The 14,990-nt window shown below is 68.5% G+C and carries 12 protein-coding genes and 1 tRNA gene; 10 read left to right on the top strand and 3 right to left on the bottom strand.

What is annotated here, in order from left to right; genetic code table 11:
- Positions 1 to 80: 80 nt before the first annotated feature.
- Positions 81 to 1,304: a tyrosine--tRNA ligase gene (gene tyrS, locus ASE89_RS13665; RefSeq protein ID WP_056678772.1), complete on the top strand. Its 1,224-nt coding sequence runs from the start codon at positions 81 to 83 to the stop codon at positions 1,302 to 1,304.
- Between the two features lie 105 nt (positions 1,305 to 1,409).
- Positions 1,410 to 1,727: a PilZ domain-containing protein gene (locus tag ASE89_RS13660; RefSeq protein WP_056678769.1), complete on the top strand. Its 318-nt coding sequence runs from the start codon at positions 1,410 to 1,412 to the stop codon at positions 1,725 to 1,727.
- A gap of 12 nt (positions 1,728 to 1,739) precedes the next feature.
- Here ASE89_RS13660 and recG read toward each other — a convergent pair whose 3' ends face one another.
- A complete protein-coding gene (recG, locus tag ASE89_RS13655; RefSeq protein ID WP_056678765.1) occupies positions 1,740 to 3,791 on the bottom strand; it encodes an ATP-dependent DNA helicase RecG in 2,052 nt (683 codons plus the stop codon).
- 73 nt (positions 3,792 to 3,864) lie between these two features.
- Here recG and ASE89_RS13650 point away from each other — a divergent pair, with 73 nt between their 5' ends.
- Both ASE89_RS13650 and mfd read left to right on the top strand, forming a co-directional pair.
- A complete protein-coding gene (locus tag ASE89_RS13650; RefSeq protein ID WP_031395519.1) occupies positions 3,865 to 4,131 on the top strand; it encodes an FAD assembly factor SdhE in 267 nt (88 codons plus the stop codon).
- Between the two features lie 128 nt (positions 4,132 to 4,259).
- Positions 4,260 to 7,730, top strand: coding sequence for a transcription-repair coupling factor (mfd, locus tag ASE89_RS13645; protein WP_056678762.1), 3,471 nt, complete (start codon positions 4,260 to 4,262; stop codon positions 7,728 to 7,730).
- A gap of 12 nt (positions 7,731 to 7,742) precedes the next feature.
- Here mfd and ASE89_RS13640 read toward each other — a convergent pair whose 3' ends face one another.
- The gene (locus tag ASE89_RS13640) at positions 7,743 to 8,186 is read right to left on the bottom strand and encodes a YybH family protein (RefSeq protein ID WP_236701801.1); all 444 of its coding nucleotides are present in this window, start codon (positions 8,184 to 8,186) and stop codon (positions 7,743 to 7,745) included.
- Complete coding sequence (locus tag ASE89_RS13635; RefSeq protein ID WP_236701800.1) at positions 8,183 to 9,868, bottom strand: EAL domain-containing protein; 1,686 nt, start codon at positions 9,866 to 9,868, stop codon at positions 8,183 to 8,185. The genes ASE89_RS13640 and ASE89_RS13635 overlap by 4 nt, the downstream gene beginning before the upstream one ends.
- A 115-nt stretch (positions 9,869 to 9,983) precedes the next feature.
- Between ASE89_RS13635 and moaA the strand changes: the two genes are divergently transcribed.
- The 6 genes from moaA to ASE89_RS13605 all read left to right on the top strand — a co-directional run bounded on the left by moaA (position 9,984) and on the right by ASE89_RS13605 (position 14,977).
- The gene (gene moaA / locus ASE89_RS13630; protein WP_056678753.1) at positions 9,984 to 11,012 is read left to right on the top strand and encodes a GTP 3',8-cyclase MoaA; all 1,029 of its coding nucleotides are present in this window, start codon (positions 9,984 to 9,986) and stop codon (positions 11,010 to 11,012) included.
- Positions 11,009 to 11,788 (top strand): NAD kinase, encoded by a 780-nt coding sequence (locus ASE89_RS13625; protein ID WP_056405940.1) that lies wholly within the window; start codon positions 11,009 to 11,011, stop codon positions 11,786 to 11,788. The genes moaA and ASE89_RS13625 overlap by 4 nt, the downstream gene beginning before the upstream one ends.
- Before the next feature lie 90 nt (positions 11,789 to 11,878).
- Positions 11,879 to 11,953: transfer RNA gene (locus ASE89_RS13620), tRNA-Asn, on the top strand.
- Positions 11,954 to 12,107: 154 nt separating this feature from the next.
- The gene (locus ASE89_RS13615) at positions 12,108 to 12,938 is read left to right on the top strand and encodes an aldo/keto reductase (RefSeq protein WP_056678750.1); all 831 of its coding nucleotides are present in this window, start codon (positions 12,108 to 12,110) and stop codon (positions 12,936 to 12,938) included.
- A gap of 7 nt (positions 12,939 to 12,945) precedes the next feature.
- Entirely contained in the window at positions 12,946 to 13,290 is a 345-nt protein-coding gene (locus ASE89_RS13610) for a hypothetical protein (RefSeq protein WP_056678747.1), read from the top strand.
- Between the two features lie 37 nt (positions 13,291 to 13,327).
- On the top strand, positions 13,328 to 14,977 hold the full coding sequence (locus tag ASE89_RS13605) for a L,D-transpeptidase family protein (RefSeq protein ID WP_236701799.1): 1,650 nt from the start codon (positions 13,328 to 13,330) through the stop codon (positions 14,975 to 14,977).
- The last annotated feature ends 13 nt before the right edge of the window (positions 14,978 to 14,990 follow it).

Here is a 14,990-nt window from a genome sequence, read left to right as displayed (position 1 = left end):
CCCGGTTCAGCGAACGAAAGCTCGCATGACGATTGGGGGCCGGGATGACGGACCGCACAACCGCTGCTAGTGGCTCCTCCATGACCTACCAGTCCGACCTGCTCACCACGCTGACCGCGCGCGGTTATGTCCACCAGATGACCGACGCCGCCGCGCTCGACGCGCTCGCGGGCAAGCAGGTCGTACCCGGCTATATCGGCTTCGACCCGACCGCGCCGTCGCTGCACGTCGGCAGCCTCGTCCAGATCATGCTGCTCCGCCGGCTTCAGCAGACCGGGCACAAGCCGATCGTCCTGATGGGCGGCGGCACCGGCAAGATCGGCGATCCGAGCTTCAAGGACGAGGCGCGCAAGCTGCTCGGCGAAGACGGCATCAAGGCCAACGTCGCTTCGATCCGCCGCATCTTCGAACGCTTCCTGACGTTTGGCGACGGCCCCACGGACGCCGTCATGCTCGACAATGCCGAGTGGCTCGACGCGCTCGAATATATCCCGTTCCTGCGCGACGTCGGCCAGCATTTCTCGGTCAACCGGATGCTCGCCTTCGATTCGGTCAAACTCCGCCTCGACCGCGAACAGTCGCTGAGCTTCCTCGAATTCAACTACATGATCCTCCAGGCCTACGACTTTCTCGAGCTGTCGCGCCGCGCCGGCTGCCGGTTGCAGATGGGCGGCTCGGACCAGTGGGGCAACATCGTCAACGGCATCGAGCTGTCGCGCCGGATGGACGGGACCGAGGTGTACGGCGTCACCACCCCGCTGATCACGACCGCGGACGGCGGCAAGATGGGCAAGACGATGTCGGGCGCGGTCTGGCTGCACGAGGACCAGCTGCCGCACTTCGATTACTGGCAGTTCTGGCGCAACACCGACGACCGCGACGTCGGCCGGTTCCTGCGGCTGTTCACCGACATGCCGCTCGACGAGATCGCGCGTCTCGAGGCGCTCGAAGGCGCGGAGATCAATGCCGCGAAGGTCGTCCTCGCGAACGAGGCGACCGCGATGTGCCGCGGCCGCGATGCCGCCGAGCAGGCCGCGGAGACCGCGCGCAAGACCTTCGAGGAGGGCGCGTCGGGCGACGCGCTGCCGAGTCTCGTCTGCACCGGGACCGGCATCGGCGTCGTCGAGGCGCTGGTCGGGCTCGGCTTCGTCGCATCGAACGGCGAAGCACGACGCAAGATCGGCGAAGGCGCAGTCCGTGTCGACGGCGAACCGCTGCGCGACCCCGCCGCCACGATCCCCGTCGCCGCGCCGGTCCGCCTCAGCCTCGGCAAGAAGCGTCACGGAATGCTGCTGCCCGGCTGACCCGCCGGACCGGCACGGTCATGAACACTGCGTTAGGGATGGTTGGTGGCACGGGCTTCATGATGTCGGCCTAGCCCTCGACCGGGGCACAGCGGGGACTGACCGATGCCGAACCAAGCGACGTCTAGGCACGAGACGCGGTCTGAGCCGCGCGACGAAGTGATGCACCGCACGCGTGCGGCGGACAGCGCAGGCACCGAATTGAGGCTTACGTTGGTCAACGTCTCGCCAAGCGGCCTCATGGCGCGCTGCGACGGCGTTTTGGACGCCGGCGAGCGGCTCCACGTCCGCATGCCGATCGTCGGTGACATCCTCGCCCACGTCCGCTGGTCGCTCGGCGGACGGATCGGCTACGCGTTCGACCGGACGATCCCGCCCAAGGCCTATTACGGCATGCTCGCGGCGATGCTCCGCACCAGCTGACCGGGCCGCCCTTCAACCCGATCGCAGCAACGCCACCCCGGCATCGCGGTCGAACAGGTACAGCGCGGTGCGTGCCGCCTGCCCCCGCGGTCCCTCCAGCCCGCCGTCGCGATCGATCAGCAGCCGCGCATCGTCATGCGCGCATTGCAGCAGGTCGGCCATCATGTCGGGCGTCGCGAGCCGGAACGCCATCTCGCCCGACTGCTTCGTACCCAGCAATTCGCCCGCGCCGCGCAACCGCAGATCCTCCTCGGCGATCCGGAACCCGTCATTGGTCTCGCGCATCAGCGCCAGCCGCGCCCGCGACGTCTCGCTGAGCGACGAACCCCGCATCAGCAGGCAGATCGACCGCCCGCTTCCCCGCCCGACCCGACCGCGCAGCTGGTGAAGCTGCGCTAGGCCGAAGCGGTCGGCATGCTCGATTACGATCAGCGTCGCATTGGGCACGTCGACGCCAACCTCGATCACCGTCGTCGCGACCAGCACCGCGGTGCGCGCGGCGGAGAATTCGGCCATCACCGCATCCTTCTCGGCAGGCTTCATCCGGCCATGGACCAACGCGACCTTGTCGCCGAACCGCGCACGAAGGACCTCCGCACGCATTTCGGCGGCGGCAAGGTCGCTCTTCTCGCTCTCCTCGACCAGCGGGCACACCCAATAGGCCTGTCCCCCGTCTGCCAGATGCCGGCCGAGCGCGTTGACCACGTCGTCGAGCCGGTCTTCCGAGATCACGCGCGTCTCGATCGGCTGGCGGCCCGGCGGCATCTCGTCGAGGCGACTGACGTCCATCTCGCCATATTGCGCGAGCGTCAGCGTGCGCGGGATCGGCGTCGCGGTCATCGCCAGCAGGTGCGGCGGCGCGATCCCCTTGGCCTGAAGCGTCATCCGTTGGGCGACGCCGAAGCGGTGCTGCTCGTCGACCACCACCAGCGCAAGGTCCTTGTAGGCGACCGCATCCTGGAAGATCGCGTGCGTGCCGACGAGGATGTCGATCTCGCCGGCTGCCAGCGCCATCAGAGTCGCCTCGCGGACGCGGCCCTTGTCGCGCCCGGTCAGCACGCCGACCTCGATCGGCAGCCCGGCGAGCGTCTTTCTGAGCGTCTCGTAATGCTGGCGCGCGAGGATCTCGGTCGGCGCGAGCATCGCCGCCTGCGCGCCCGCCTCGACCGCGATCAGCATCGCCATCGCCGCGACCAGCGTCTTGCCCGAGCCGACATCGCCCTGCAGGAGCCGCAGCATCGGCGCGGTCTGCCCCAGATCGCCCTCGATCTCCCCCACCGTCCGCGATTGCGCGCCGGTCAGCGTGTAGGGCAGCTTCAGCATGCCGCGCAGCCGCCCGTCGCCGTGGAGCGCGCGCCCCCGCCGCTTGCGCGTGTCCGCGCGGACGAGCGTCATCGCGAGCTGGTTGGCGAACACCTCGTCATAGGCCAGCCGCTCGCGCGCCTTGGCATCCGACGGGTCGGCGTGGATCCGCGCCAGCGACTCGTGCCAGCCCGGCCATTCGCGCTTCGCCTTGAGCCCGGGCTCGATCCATTCGGCGAGGTCCGGCGCGCGCCCGACCGCTTGCGTCGTCAGCGCCGCCAGCCGCCGCGATGTCAGCCCCTCCGACAGCGGATAGATCGGCTCGCGCTCGCGCAACTCCTCGTCCTGCTCGACGATGTCCGGATGGACGATCTGCAGTTCCTGGCCATATTCGTCGAGCCGCCCCGACACGCGCCTGGCCTCGCCGATCGGGAGCAGCTTCTTCGCCCAGCCCGAACTTCCGCCGAAAAAGACGAGGCTGACATAGTTGCCATGCTCGTCGGTCGCCTGCACGCGCGTCGGGCCACGCCCCGCGCTGACGCGATACTCGCGCGCGGTCAGCGTGATGACGATGATCCGCCCGGCATCGCTCGACATCAGCTCGGTGCGGGGCACCCGATCGACATAGCCGGTCGGCAGATGGAAGGCGACGTCGACGACGCGCGCGAGCCCGAGCCGGTCGAGCGGCTTGGCGAGCGCAGGCCCCACCCCTTTCAGGACGAGGGTTTCGGCGAACAGCGGATTGAGGATTTCGGGTCGCATGACTATCTGCCCCCTATAGCCCAGCCGACGCCCGCCGCCAGCGGGTCGCCGGTCAATCGGCGTTGGAGATATGATGGACCACGAAACCCGCCTCAAGCGCCTCGGCTTCCGCAGTTCGCACCGCGGCACGCGCGAAGCCGACATGATGATCGGCGGCTTCTTTGAAACTTATGGCCGCAGCTGGACGCCCGAGCAGCTCGACTGGTTCGAGGCACTGCTCGAACAGCAGGACGTCGACATCATGGGCTGGGCGATCGGCTCGATCCCCTGCCCGCCCGAATGGGACGGCCCGATGATGCAGGCGATGCGCGACATCAACTACGTCACGGTCGTAAAGTAACGCCGAGACACTGTTCCCCGGCGAAGGCCGGGGCCCAGTTGGGGGACGTCGATGATTGACGTCAAAACCTGATTTACGATTGCCTTCCCAACTGGGCCCCGGCCTTCGCCGGGGAACGAGAAGCGAATATGCCAGATCTGAACACGATCCTCTCCGCGACCACCCCGCTGACCTTGTCGGGCGTGCCATCGGGGTTCCAGCCGTCGCTGCTAGCCGACCTCGCCCGCGCCGCGAAGACGCGCGCAGTGTTCATCGCGCCCGATGATGCGGCGATGCGCGCGATCGCCTCGACCGCGGCCTATTTCGCGCCCGATCTCGAGGTGCTGAGCTTCCCCGCCTGGGATTGCCTTCCCTATGACCGCGCCTCGCCGACCCTACGGATCATGGCCGAGCGAGTCGCCGCGCTGCACCGCCTGCAGGCCAAGCCCAAGGGCCCGCAGCTCCTGCTCACCACGGTCAACGCGGCGACCCAGCGCGTCCTGACCCCCTTCCGCGTCCGCCAGCTCGTCGCCCGCCTCGCGCCCGGCGAGCGGATCGGCCGCGACACGCTCGCCACGTTGCTCCAGGCGAACGGCTATGTCCGCACGGACACCGTCCACGATCAGGGCGAATATGCGGTCCGCGGCGGGATCGTCGATCTCTATCCGTCGGGCGAGGACCATGCGCTGCGCCTCGACTTCTTCGGCGACGAGATCGAGAGCGTCCGCACCTTCGACGCCGCCGATCAGCGCACCACCGGCCGGATCGACGGCTTCGTCCTGCTCCCCGCCTCCGAAGCCTTGCTCGACGAGGAGTCGATCAAGCGCTTCCGGACGCGATACCGCGACGCGTTCGGCGCGACCGCGACGGGCGACCCGATGTATCAGGCGATCTCGGACGGCCGCCGCATCGCCGGGATGGAGCATTGGCTGCCGCTGTTCGAGGACAAGATGGCGACGCTGTTCGACCATCTCGGCGGCGACGACGTCGTCGTTCGCGACAGCGGGGTCGGCGCCGCGGCGGAGAGCCGGTTCGAATCGATCACCGACTATTATGCGAACCGCCGGCGCGCCGAGGCCGCGCAGCCCGGCAGCTATCGCCCGCTGGGTGCGACCGCGCTCTATCTCGACGCGCCACACTGGTCCGTCGCGCTCGACGCCGCCACCGCGCATGTCGTCACGCCCTTCCACGAGCCGACCAGCGCCACCGTACTCGACTTCGACGTCGACGGCCCGCGCGATTTCGGCCCCGAACGCGCCGCGCAGGCGAACATCTACGAGGCTGTCGCCGATCATGTCGAGAAACTGCGCAAACAGGGTCGCAAGCCGATCCTCGCCAGCTATTCGATCGGCGCGCGCGAACGTCTGGGGAGCCTGCTCGCCGACCACGGGATGAAGGGCGGCAAGCAGGCCGAAACCTGGCAGGAGGCGCTCGGCGTCTCGGATACCGCGAAAAGCTTCGGCGTCGCACTGGTAGTCCTGCCGCTCGACCATGGCTTCACCGCGCCCGGCGTCGCCGTCCTCACCGAGCAGGACATGCTCGGCGACCGCCTCGTCCACCGCAAGAAGCGCAAGAAATCCGCCGACGCGTTCCTCGCCGAACTGGCGACGCTGACGCCCGGCGATCTGGTCGTCCACACCGAGCACGGCATCGGCCGCTACGAAGGCCTGACCTCGATCCCGGTCGGCCAGAGCCCGCACGACTGCGTCGCGCTGAGCTATGCCGGCGGCGACAAGCTCTACGTACCCGTCGAGAATATCGACGTCCTCTCGCGCTACGGCTCGTCGGAGGAAGGCGCATCGCTCGACAAGCTGGGCGGCGAAGGCTGGCAGCGTCGCAAGTCGAAGATGAAGGAGCGGATCCGCGAGATTGCGGGCGAGCTCATCGCGACCGCCGCCGAGCGCGCGCTCCATCCCGGCGACGTGCTCGAACCCGACGCCAGCGGCTATCCCAGCTTCGTCGATCGCTTCCCCTATGAGGAGACCGAGGATCAGGACCGCGCGATCGAGGAGGTTCTCGCCGATCTGTCCGCGGGCAAGCCGATGGACCGGCTCGTCGTCGGCGATGTCGGCTTCGGCAAGACCGAGGTCGCGCTGCGCGCCGCGTTCGTCGCGGCGATGGGCGGCAAGCAGGTCGCGATCGTCTGCCCGACGACATTGCTCGCGCGCCAGCATTACAACAACTTCGTCAGCCGGTTCGAAGGCTTCCCGATGAACATGGGCCGCCTCTCGCGGCTCGTCACCGCGAGCGAGGCGAAGGCGACCAAGGAGGGGCTGGCGAACGGCACGATCGACGTCGTCATCGGCACGCACGCGCTGCTGGCGAAGAATATCGACTTCAAACGGCTGGGCCTGGTCGTGGTCGACGAGGAGCAGCGGTTCGGCGTCACGCACAAGGAGCGGCTGAAGGCGCTCCGGGCCGACGTCCACATGCTCACGCTGACCGCGACGCCGATCCCGCGGACGCTCCAGATGGCGATGTCGGGCATCCGCGAGCTGTCCGTGATCCAGACCCCGCCGGTCGATCGCCTCGCGGTGCGCACCTACATCATGCCGTTCGACCCCGTCGTCCTGCGCGAGGCGCTGCTGCGCGAACATTATCGCGGCGGGCAGAGCTTCGTCGTCACCCCGCGTGTTGCCGACCTGCCCGAGATCGAGGAGTTCCTGCGCGAACAGGTGCCCGAGATCCGCTTCGTCGTCGCGCACGGCCAGATGTCACCGACCGAGGTCGAGGAGCGCATGTCCGCCTTCTACGACAAAAAGTTCGAGGTGCTCGTCTCGACCACCATTATCGAGAGCGGGATCGACATCGCGTCCGCCAACACGATGATCGTTCACCGCGCCGACCGCTTCGGCCTCGCCCAGCTCTATCAGCTGCGCGGACGCGTCGGCCGCTCGAAGACGCGCGCCTATGCCTATCTGGTCACCCCGCCCGAACGGCAGATGACGGTGACCGCCGAGAAGCGCCTGAAGGTGCTGTCCGATCTCGATTCGCTCGGCGCCGGGTTCCAGCTGGCGAGCCACGATCTCGACATCCGAGGGGCCGGCAACATGCTCGGCGACGAGCAGACCGGGCACATCAAGGAGGTCGGGTTCGAACTCTACCAAGCGATGCTCGAGGAGGCGATCATGGACGCCAAGTCGGGTGGTCTCGCCTCCGCACGCCCGAAGGACTTCTCGCCGCAGATCACGGTCGACGCACCGATCCTCATCCCCGAGGAGTATGTCCCCGATCTCGACCTCCGCATGGGGCTGTATCGCCGCCTGAACGAGCTCGAGGAAGGTCAGGAGATCGAGGCGTTCGCCGCCGAGATGATCGATCGCTTCGGCCCGTTGCCCGACGCGACCGAGAATCTGATCAGGGTCATCGAGATCAAGCTGAATGCGAAGCGTGCCTGCGTGTCGAAGATCGACGTAGGGCCCCGCGGCGTGCTCGTCTCGTTCCACAACGACACCCCGCCCAATATCGACAAGCTGCTCGCCTATGTCGAACGGCTCAACGGCGTCGCGCGGCTGCGGCCCGACAGCAAGCTGGTGCTTCAGCGCGCCTGGGGCGATCCCAAGGCACGGCTGCACGGTGCGCTGCAATTGTCGAAGGGGCTGGCGAAGGCGGCGGGCTGAGCGCCACCGCGCTCAGCTGCTGTGGTCGGCGACGATCTTCCAAGCGTCGCCGCGTCGCTCGAACAGCAAGGTCGTCATCCCCGTCTCGGTCGAGGTCGCGCCGGTCAGTGTCCAGCGCGCGACCAGCAGGGCATGCGTCGGATCGATCCCGCGCAGCTCGGCCGGGGCGAAGCTCAGCTGCCCCCGGGTGTTGCCACCGCCCGTGAAGCTCTGCGCATAGCGCGCTGTTATTGCGGCCTTTCCACGTACCAGACCCTTGGGCGTCACGAAGACCGCATCCTCGGCATAGACCGCGACGAACCGGGCGAGGTCGCCCGCATTCCACCCCGCCGCGCTTGCCGCCATCGCCTCCCGGATCGCCACCGATGCGGGTGCCCGGTCGGGCGCGGCCAGCGCGGGCGTGACGGCCGTCGTTGCGGCAACCGCGACGATCATCGCGGATCTCGCCCGGCTCATGCCCGGGTCACTAGTTCGAGCAAGGCCGCGTCGCCGACCGGCTCGGACAGCAGGAAGCCCTGATACAGGCTGGCCCCGCACGCCGCGAGGAGTTCAAGCTGCTCGCGCGTCTCGACCCCCTCGGCGATCACCGACAGGCCGAGCGACCGCGCCATCGTGATCGCGCCGGCGACGACGACCCGGTCGCGCGGGCTGCCGCCGATGTCGTGGACCAGCGCCTTGTCGATCTTCACATAATCGAGCGGCAGGTCCTTCAGATAGGCGAGGCTCGAATAGCCCGTGCCGAAATCGTCGATCGCGACGCGGCACCCCGCCCCGCGCAATTCGGTGAGCAGCGTCGATGCGCTGGCGAGATCCGCGATCAGCCCGGTCTCGGTGATCTCCACGGTCAGGCGCCCGCGCGGAAAGCCGCTATCGTCGACCCGCGCAAGGAACAGCGTGGCAAAGCCGGGCCGCGCGATATCCGCCGCGGTGAGGTTGAGCGACACGCGCAGCGTCGCCAGCGCCTCGGGCCATGCCAGCGCGCGTGCCAGGACCAGCCGCTGGATATGGTCGGACAGCGCAATCCCCAGATCGGCGCGGTCCGCGGCCGCGAACAGCGCATCCGCGCCCAGCGGTCCGAGCTTGCGGTGATCCCAGCGCGCGAGCGCCTCGACGCCCGTGATCCGCCCGCTCGCAATCTCGACCTGTGGCTGGAAGCGAATGTCGATCTCGTCGAGCTCGATCGCGTGGTGCAGGTCGATCGCCAGCGCGTCGAGCGACATGTCGTGCGCCGCCGATGCGATCTGCAGCATCGCGCCGTCGCTGGTCTTGGCCTTGGCGAGCGCACCGAACGCCCGCCGCATCAGCGTCGCGGCACCGTCCGCCGGATCGCTCGGATCCCCCAGCTGGTGGCTCGCGACACCGAACCGGCAGCCGAGCACCGCCAGCGCGTTGGCGACCGCGAACGGCCGCGCCAGCGCCTCGTCGAGCGCCGCGATCAGCGCGGCGATGTCCGCGGCCCCGGCCCCGACCACGAGCGCGAGATCCGCGCCGCCGAGACGCGCGACGCGAGCGGCGCCCGCCATCGCCTCGGCCGCGACCGCCTCCGCCCGCTCGACCGCGACCTCGATCAGCGAATCAACCGCGGGCCGACCATGCGCGGCGTTGACGATGTCGAGCCGTGACAGCGAGACGAGCACGACGGAGACCGGCTGTCCGTCGCCGATCCGCGCGGCGATCCACTGCTGCGCAAGGTTCGGATCGCGGCCGAAGCGTGCGCCGGCCATCGCGTCGCGGCGGTCGACGATGCCCGGCCGGCCCGGCGCGCGCGTCACATGGCGCGCCGCGAAGCGCAGCGACTGGATCAGTTCGCCGTCGCTCGCCGGGTCGATCAGGAAATGCGTCGCCCCCAGCTCGAACACACGGTCGAGCGCCGTACAGTCGCGGCGCGACAGGACGAACAGCAGCGCCCCGCCATCCTCGGCCACCCGGGGGGCGATCGTCTGCGCCGCCGCCAGCCCCTGCGCGATCGCCCCGCGCGCATCGATCAGCACGACCGGCGCGCCGCTTTCGACATAGGCCGGGTCGATACCGCTGGCGGTCGCAGTGACCACCGCATCCCAACCGCAAGCCACCGCAATATCAGCGATCTCCGCGAAGTGACGGAACGAGCATGCGAACAGCATCGTTCTGTTCAGCATGTCCTTTGTATCCAGTGTGGCCGGTGTCATCACCGACAACCTAGCCACCCCATCGCCCGTCGCCAATCCTGGAACGCACTTGCCGCTCGACACTGCACCACCTAGCTCTGTTGCTATGGCGTCTCACTCCCCTTCGAGCCACTCCGCAACCGTCGATCGTCCGCTGGTCGATCGGCATCAGCGAACGATCAAATATCTGCGGATCTCGGTCACCGACCGCTGCGATCTGCGGTGCCGCTACTGCATGTCCGAGGCGATGACCTTCCTGCCGCGCGCAAAGCTGCTGAGCCTCGACGAGATCGCGATCATCGCCGAGCGGTTCATCGCGCGCGGCGTGACCAAGATCCGCCTGTCGGGCGGCGAGCCGCTCGTCCGCCGCGACGTCGGCGATCTCGTCAAGCGACTGGGTGGCAATCTCGGCCGCGGGCTCGAGGAGCTGACGATGACCACCAATGGCACGCGGCTGGCGGAGCATGCGCCGGCGATGGTCGATGCGGGCATCCGCCGCGTCAATGTCAGCATGGACAGCCGCGATCCCGAACGGTTCCGCTACATCACCCGGCACGGCGACGTCGCGCAGGTGATCGGCGGCATCATGGCGGCGCGCGATGCCGGCCTCGCGATCAAGATCAACATGGTCGCGCTCAAGGGCTTCAACGAGGACGAGATCGCACCGATGCTCGCCTGGTGCCGTGACGAGGGGTTCGACCTGTCCCTGATCGAGACAATGCCGCTCGGCGCGATCGACGAGGATCGCACCGATCGCTTCCTCCCGCTCACCGGCGTGTTCCGCGATCTCGAGACCCGGTTCCGGCTCGAGCGCGATTCGTACAAGACCGGCGGGCCGGCGCGCTACTGGAACGTCGACGGCACCGGTACGCGGCTCGGGCTCATCTCGCCGCTCACCGCCAATTTCTGCGAAGGCTGCAACCGCGTTCGTCTCACCACCGAGGGCAAGCTGTACCTGTGCCTCGGGCATGACGATCAGGTCGACCTCAAGGGTGCGCTCCGCGACGGCGGCATCGCGGGCCTCGACGAGGCGATCGACGCGGGCCTCTACGCCAAGCCCAAGCGGCACGACTTCCGCATCGGCGAGGGCGAAGGCCCTGCGGTCGCGCGTCACATGAGCGTCACCGGCGGGTGACCGACTATGTCCGCCGGGCGCTGGTAGCCTCCGCCACCCCGCCGGCACAGGCCGCCGCCGCTCAGCTCGCCGATCTGGGCGACTGGGTCGAGCCCGAGGAGGCGGATGTCGTCATTGCGCTCGGCGGTGACGGGTTCATGCTGCAGACGCTCCATGCGATGCTCGAACGGCGCAAGCCTGCGGTCCCGGTCTTCGGGATGAATCTGGGTACCGTCGGCTTCCTGATGAACGAGTGGCGGCATCACGGGCTCGAAGACCGGCTTTCGCGCGCTAAGCCGTTCAAGGTCACGCCGCTCAGCATGACCGCGACCGGGATCGACGGACGCACCCTCACCCTCCCTGCCATCAACGAGGTCTCGCTGCTGCGCGAGACGCGCCAGACCGCCAAGCTCGAGGTGACGGTCAACGACCGCGTCGTGCTCGCCGAACTGGCCTGTGACGGCATCCTCGTCGCGACCCCCGCGGGCTCGACCGCCTATAATCTGTCGGCACAGGGCCCGATCCTGCCGCTTGGTTCGGGCATGGTCGCGCTGACGCCGATCAGCCCGTTCCGTCCGCGGCGCTGGCGCGGTGCGATCCTGCCCGACAAGGCCCGGATCGGCATCCGTGTCCTCGACCCCGGCAAGCGCCCCGTCTCCGCGGTCGCCGACCAGCGCGAGATCCGCGACGTGGCACAAGTCGACATCTGCATGGACCGTGCGCGCGAACTCACCCTGCTGTTCGATCCCGAGCATGCGCTCGACGACCGCATCACGATGGAACAGTTCGCAGCATAGCCCCGGCCCCGGCGCAATTTGTTGCGGAAATCGACAAAAACCGGGTTGCATCGTCCAACTGGCCGTTTATAGAGCCGCCTCCGGCAACGTTCCCTGATAGCTCAGCGGTAGAGCTCTCGACTGTTAATCGAGTGGCCGTAGGTTCGAATCCTACTCAGGGAGCCATTTTTACGCCGCGAAATCTCGCTTCTGCCGAGACGCCTGCGCCAGACCGCGGCAAGATCCCCCGATACACTATTTGCAATACAACCCTCGAGGCACGCATCCCGCGCGTCCGACCAGCGTTGACCCCTGACAGCCAGAGCGATTGGGGCAGACGATGAAATCGGTGATTCTCCCGGGCGGCGAGACGGTGCCTGCCCTGGGCCAGGGAAGCTGGATGATGGGCGAGCGCGCCGATCGTCGCGAGGCCGAGACCGCTGCGTTGCGCGCAGGCGTCGAGTGCGGGATGACGCTGATCGACACGGCGGAGATGTACGGCGACGGCGCCGCCGAGACGCTGATCGGTGATGCGCTCCACGATGTCCGCGACACGCTGTTCCTCGTCAGCAAGGCCTATCCCCAGAACGCCTCGCGCGACCGCCTCACGGCCGCGTGCGAGGCGAGCCTTGGGCGGCTGAGGACCGACCGGCTCGACCTGTATCTGCTGCACTGGCGCGGGTCGGTACCGCTCGCCGAGACGATAGAGGCGATGGAACGGCTCAAGACCGCGGGCAAGATCCGCCACTGGGGCGTCAGCAATCTCGATACGCAGGACATGGCAGAGCTCGATGCAGCGGGCGGACAGAGCTGCGCGACCGACCAGATCCTCTACAACCTGACGCGGCGGGGTCCCGAGCATGACCTCCTCCCCTGGCTCGACCGTCACGACATTCCCGTCATGGCCTATAGTCCGGTCGAACAGGGCCGGCTCCTCGCCGATCCGGCGCTGACCCGGATCGCGCGCGACATGGGTAGGACGCCCGCGCAGGTCGCGCTCGCCTGGGTGCTGCAACGTCCCGCGACGATTGCGATCCCGAAGGCCGCGAGCGTGGCGCATGTCCGCGAAAACCGGGCGGCCGCCGATCTCGTGCTGTCTGCCGACGATCTTGCCGCGCTCGACACGGCGTTTCCCCGCCCGCGGTCGCCACAACCGCTCGAGATGCTCTGAGCGCGGCATGGCCGGCAGCACGCCCCCCAAGGCCTATCCGACGACCCCCGACGGCCGCTATTTCGTCGTCCGCGGCCGATTGTGGCGGTGCGCGAATCCATCGCTGCCCGAAGCCGATCGTGCCGATTTGGTGCGGGCACTGATGGCGGCGCGACGCGCGGTCGGCGTGGCCCGACGTCGGGACGATGCCGACGCGGTCGCCGCTGCACGTGCCGACGTCGATGCGGCCAAGCATGGGCTCGGCGAACGCGGCCCGGTCTGGTGGCACGACGGGTCGCCCGACTATAACCGCCACATGGCCGCCAACACCCCCTATGCGGCATGGTTCGCGGGAATTTCGCCGTCGATCTGAGCCGATGCGGCGACTGGCACGTTGAACAGGGATGACAGTGACGACCCTGCGAGCTCGGCTCGCGTCCGGCGCGATGCCGCTTGCACTCCTCCTGACGAACGGCGCCGCCGGTGCCCAGCCCGCCCAGACTGCGCCGAGACGCGCCGCGCCCCCTGCCAAGCAGAGCGCCGTGCCCGCTGCGGTCGGCGGCGTCGTCATCAGCCGGCAGGCGGTGACGGACGCGACCGTTCGCGCCGTCTATACCAAGGCGAAGTGGCGTGCGGTCTGGTCGGATGCAGACGTCGCGGCGCTCAACACTGCGCTCGGCGACCGCAGCCGTCACGGGCTCGATCACGTCGCCTTCCTGCCTGACCTGCCCGCCGACGCGACCCCGGCGGATATCGACGTCGCCCGCACGCGCGTCGCGCTCGCCTATGCCGGTGCTCTGGCAAGGGGCCGCGTCGATCCGGCGACGCTTCATCAGGTCTATACCCTGCCGCGACCCAGCGTCGATCTCGCCACCGGGCTGGTCGCCGCGATCGCGCGGCACAAGGTCGACGACTGGCTCGAAAGCTTGGCGCCGCAGGATGCCGACTATCGCCTGCTGTCCGATGCCTATCGCGTCTTCAGCGAGAAGGCGCTCACCGCACCAGCCGGCCCCGCACCGCTCGAGGCGCCCGCCCAGACGGGCGCTGCCGCGCTGATCCGCGTCGGCACCCGCGATCCGCGCGTTGCGACGATCGTCGAACAGCTGGTCGAGAGCGGCTATCTCCTGACGCCCGGCCCCGTCGCCGCGCCAACGTTAACGCAATCCGCCTCGACCATCGCCGGCCTCCAGCCGGCCACCCCGTCCAGCGCCCCGGCCTATACGCAGGCGATCGCCGACGCGATGAAGGGGCTGCAGACCGATTACGGCATCGCCGCGGACGGGATCGTCGGGCCCGAGACGCTCAAGGTCCTCAATCTCGGACCCGGTGACCGCGCGCGCGCGCTCGCGGTGGCGCTGGAGCGGCGGCGCTGGCTCGAACGGACGCCCCCGGCGACGCGGATCGACGTCAATACCGCCGCCTCGCAACTGCGCTATTACCGCGACGGCGTGCTCGTCGATCAGCGCAAGGTGATCGTCGGCGAACCCGGTCGCGAGACGCCGGCCTTGTCCTCACCCATCTATCGCCTCGTCGCCAACCCGACCTGGACCGTGCCCAAGTCGATCCAGAACGGCGAGATGGCCAATGTCGACGACGCCTATCTGCAGGAGCACAACATGGTCCTGCGCGACGGCTGGATCGTTCAGCAGCCCGGCCCGAGCAATGCGCTCGGCCTCGTCAAGTTCGACATGGCGAACGACCAGGCGATCTATCTGCACGACACGTCCGCCCCCGGGCTGTTCGACCGCAGCCAGCGGCATCTGAGCCATGGCTGCGTCCGCGTCGAGGATGCGATCGGCTTCGCGCAGATGCTCGCCGACGACCAGGGCGTTACCGAGGCATGGCAGACCGCGCAGGCGTCGGGCGAGATGCAGTTTGTCCCGCTGCCGCGCCGCATCCCGGTGCGGCTGCTGTACGAGAATGTCTATGTCGGCGACGCCGGCAAGGTCGCCTTCCGTACCGACCCCTATGGCTGGAACGATCCCGTCGCCGAACAGCTCGGTTTCGAGCGATCGGCGGCGCGGCGTGCCGAGGCCCGCGACATCGATATCGGCCCGTGAGCGTGAGGCGCGA

Source organism: Sphingomonas sp. Leaf30 (assembly GCF_001422525.1).
GTDB classification, from domain to species: Bacteria; Pseudomonadota; Alphaproteobacteria; order Sphingomonadales; family Sphingomonadaceae; genus Sphingomonas; species Sphingomonas aerolata.
Note: the sequence above shows the minus strand (reverse complement) of the source record. Positions and strands in the feature narration are given on the sequence as shown.

Coding starts and splice junctions, on each gene's coding strand:
- ASE89_RS13640 (WP_236701801.1), bottom strand. CDS start 8,186: ATGAGCCGGGCGAGATCCGCGATGATCGTCGCGGTTGCCGCAACGACG.
- ASE89_RS13660 (WP_056678769.1), top strand. CDS start 1,410: ATGCCGAACCAAGCGACGTCTAGGCACGAGACGCGGTCTGAGCCGCGC.
- ASE89_RS13615 (WP_056678750.1), top strand. CDS start 12,108: ATGAAATCGGTGATTCTCCCGGGCGGCGAGACGGTGCCTGCCCTGGGC.
- ASE89_RS13635 (WP_236701800.1), bottom strand. CDS start 9,868: ATGCTGAACAGAACGATGCTGTTCGCATGCTCGTTCCGTCACTTCGCG.
- mfd (WP_056678762.1), top strand. CDS start 4,260: ATGCCAGATCTGAACACGATCCTCTCCGCGACCACCCCGCTGACCTTG.
- ASE89_RS13610 (WP_056678747.1), top strand. CDS start 12,946: ATGGCCGGCAGCACGCCCCCCAAGGCCTATCCGACGACCCCCGACGGC.
- recG (WP_056678765.1), bottom strand. CDS start 3,791: ATGCGACCCGAAATCCTCAATCCGCTGTTCGCCGAAACCCTCGTCCTG.
- moaA (WP_056678753.1), top strand. CDS start 9,984: ATGGCGTCTCACTCCCCTTCGAGCCACTCCGCAACCGTCGATCGTCCG.
- tyrS (WP_056678772.1), top strand. CDS start 81: ATGACCTACCAGTCCGACCTGCTCACCACGCTGACCGCGCGCGGTTAT.
- ASE89_RS13650 (WP_031395519.1), top strand. CDS start 3,865: ATGGACCACGAAACCCGCCTCAAGCGCCTCGGCTTCCGCAGTTCGCAC.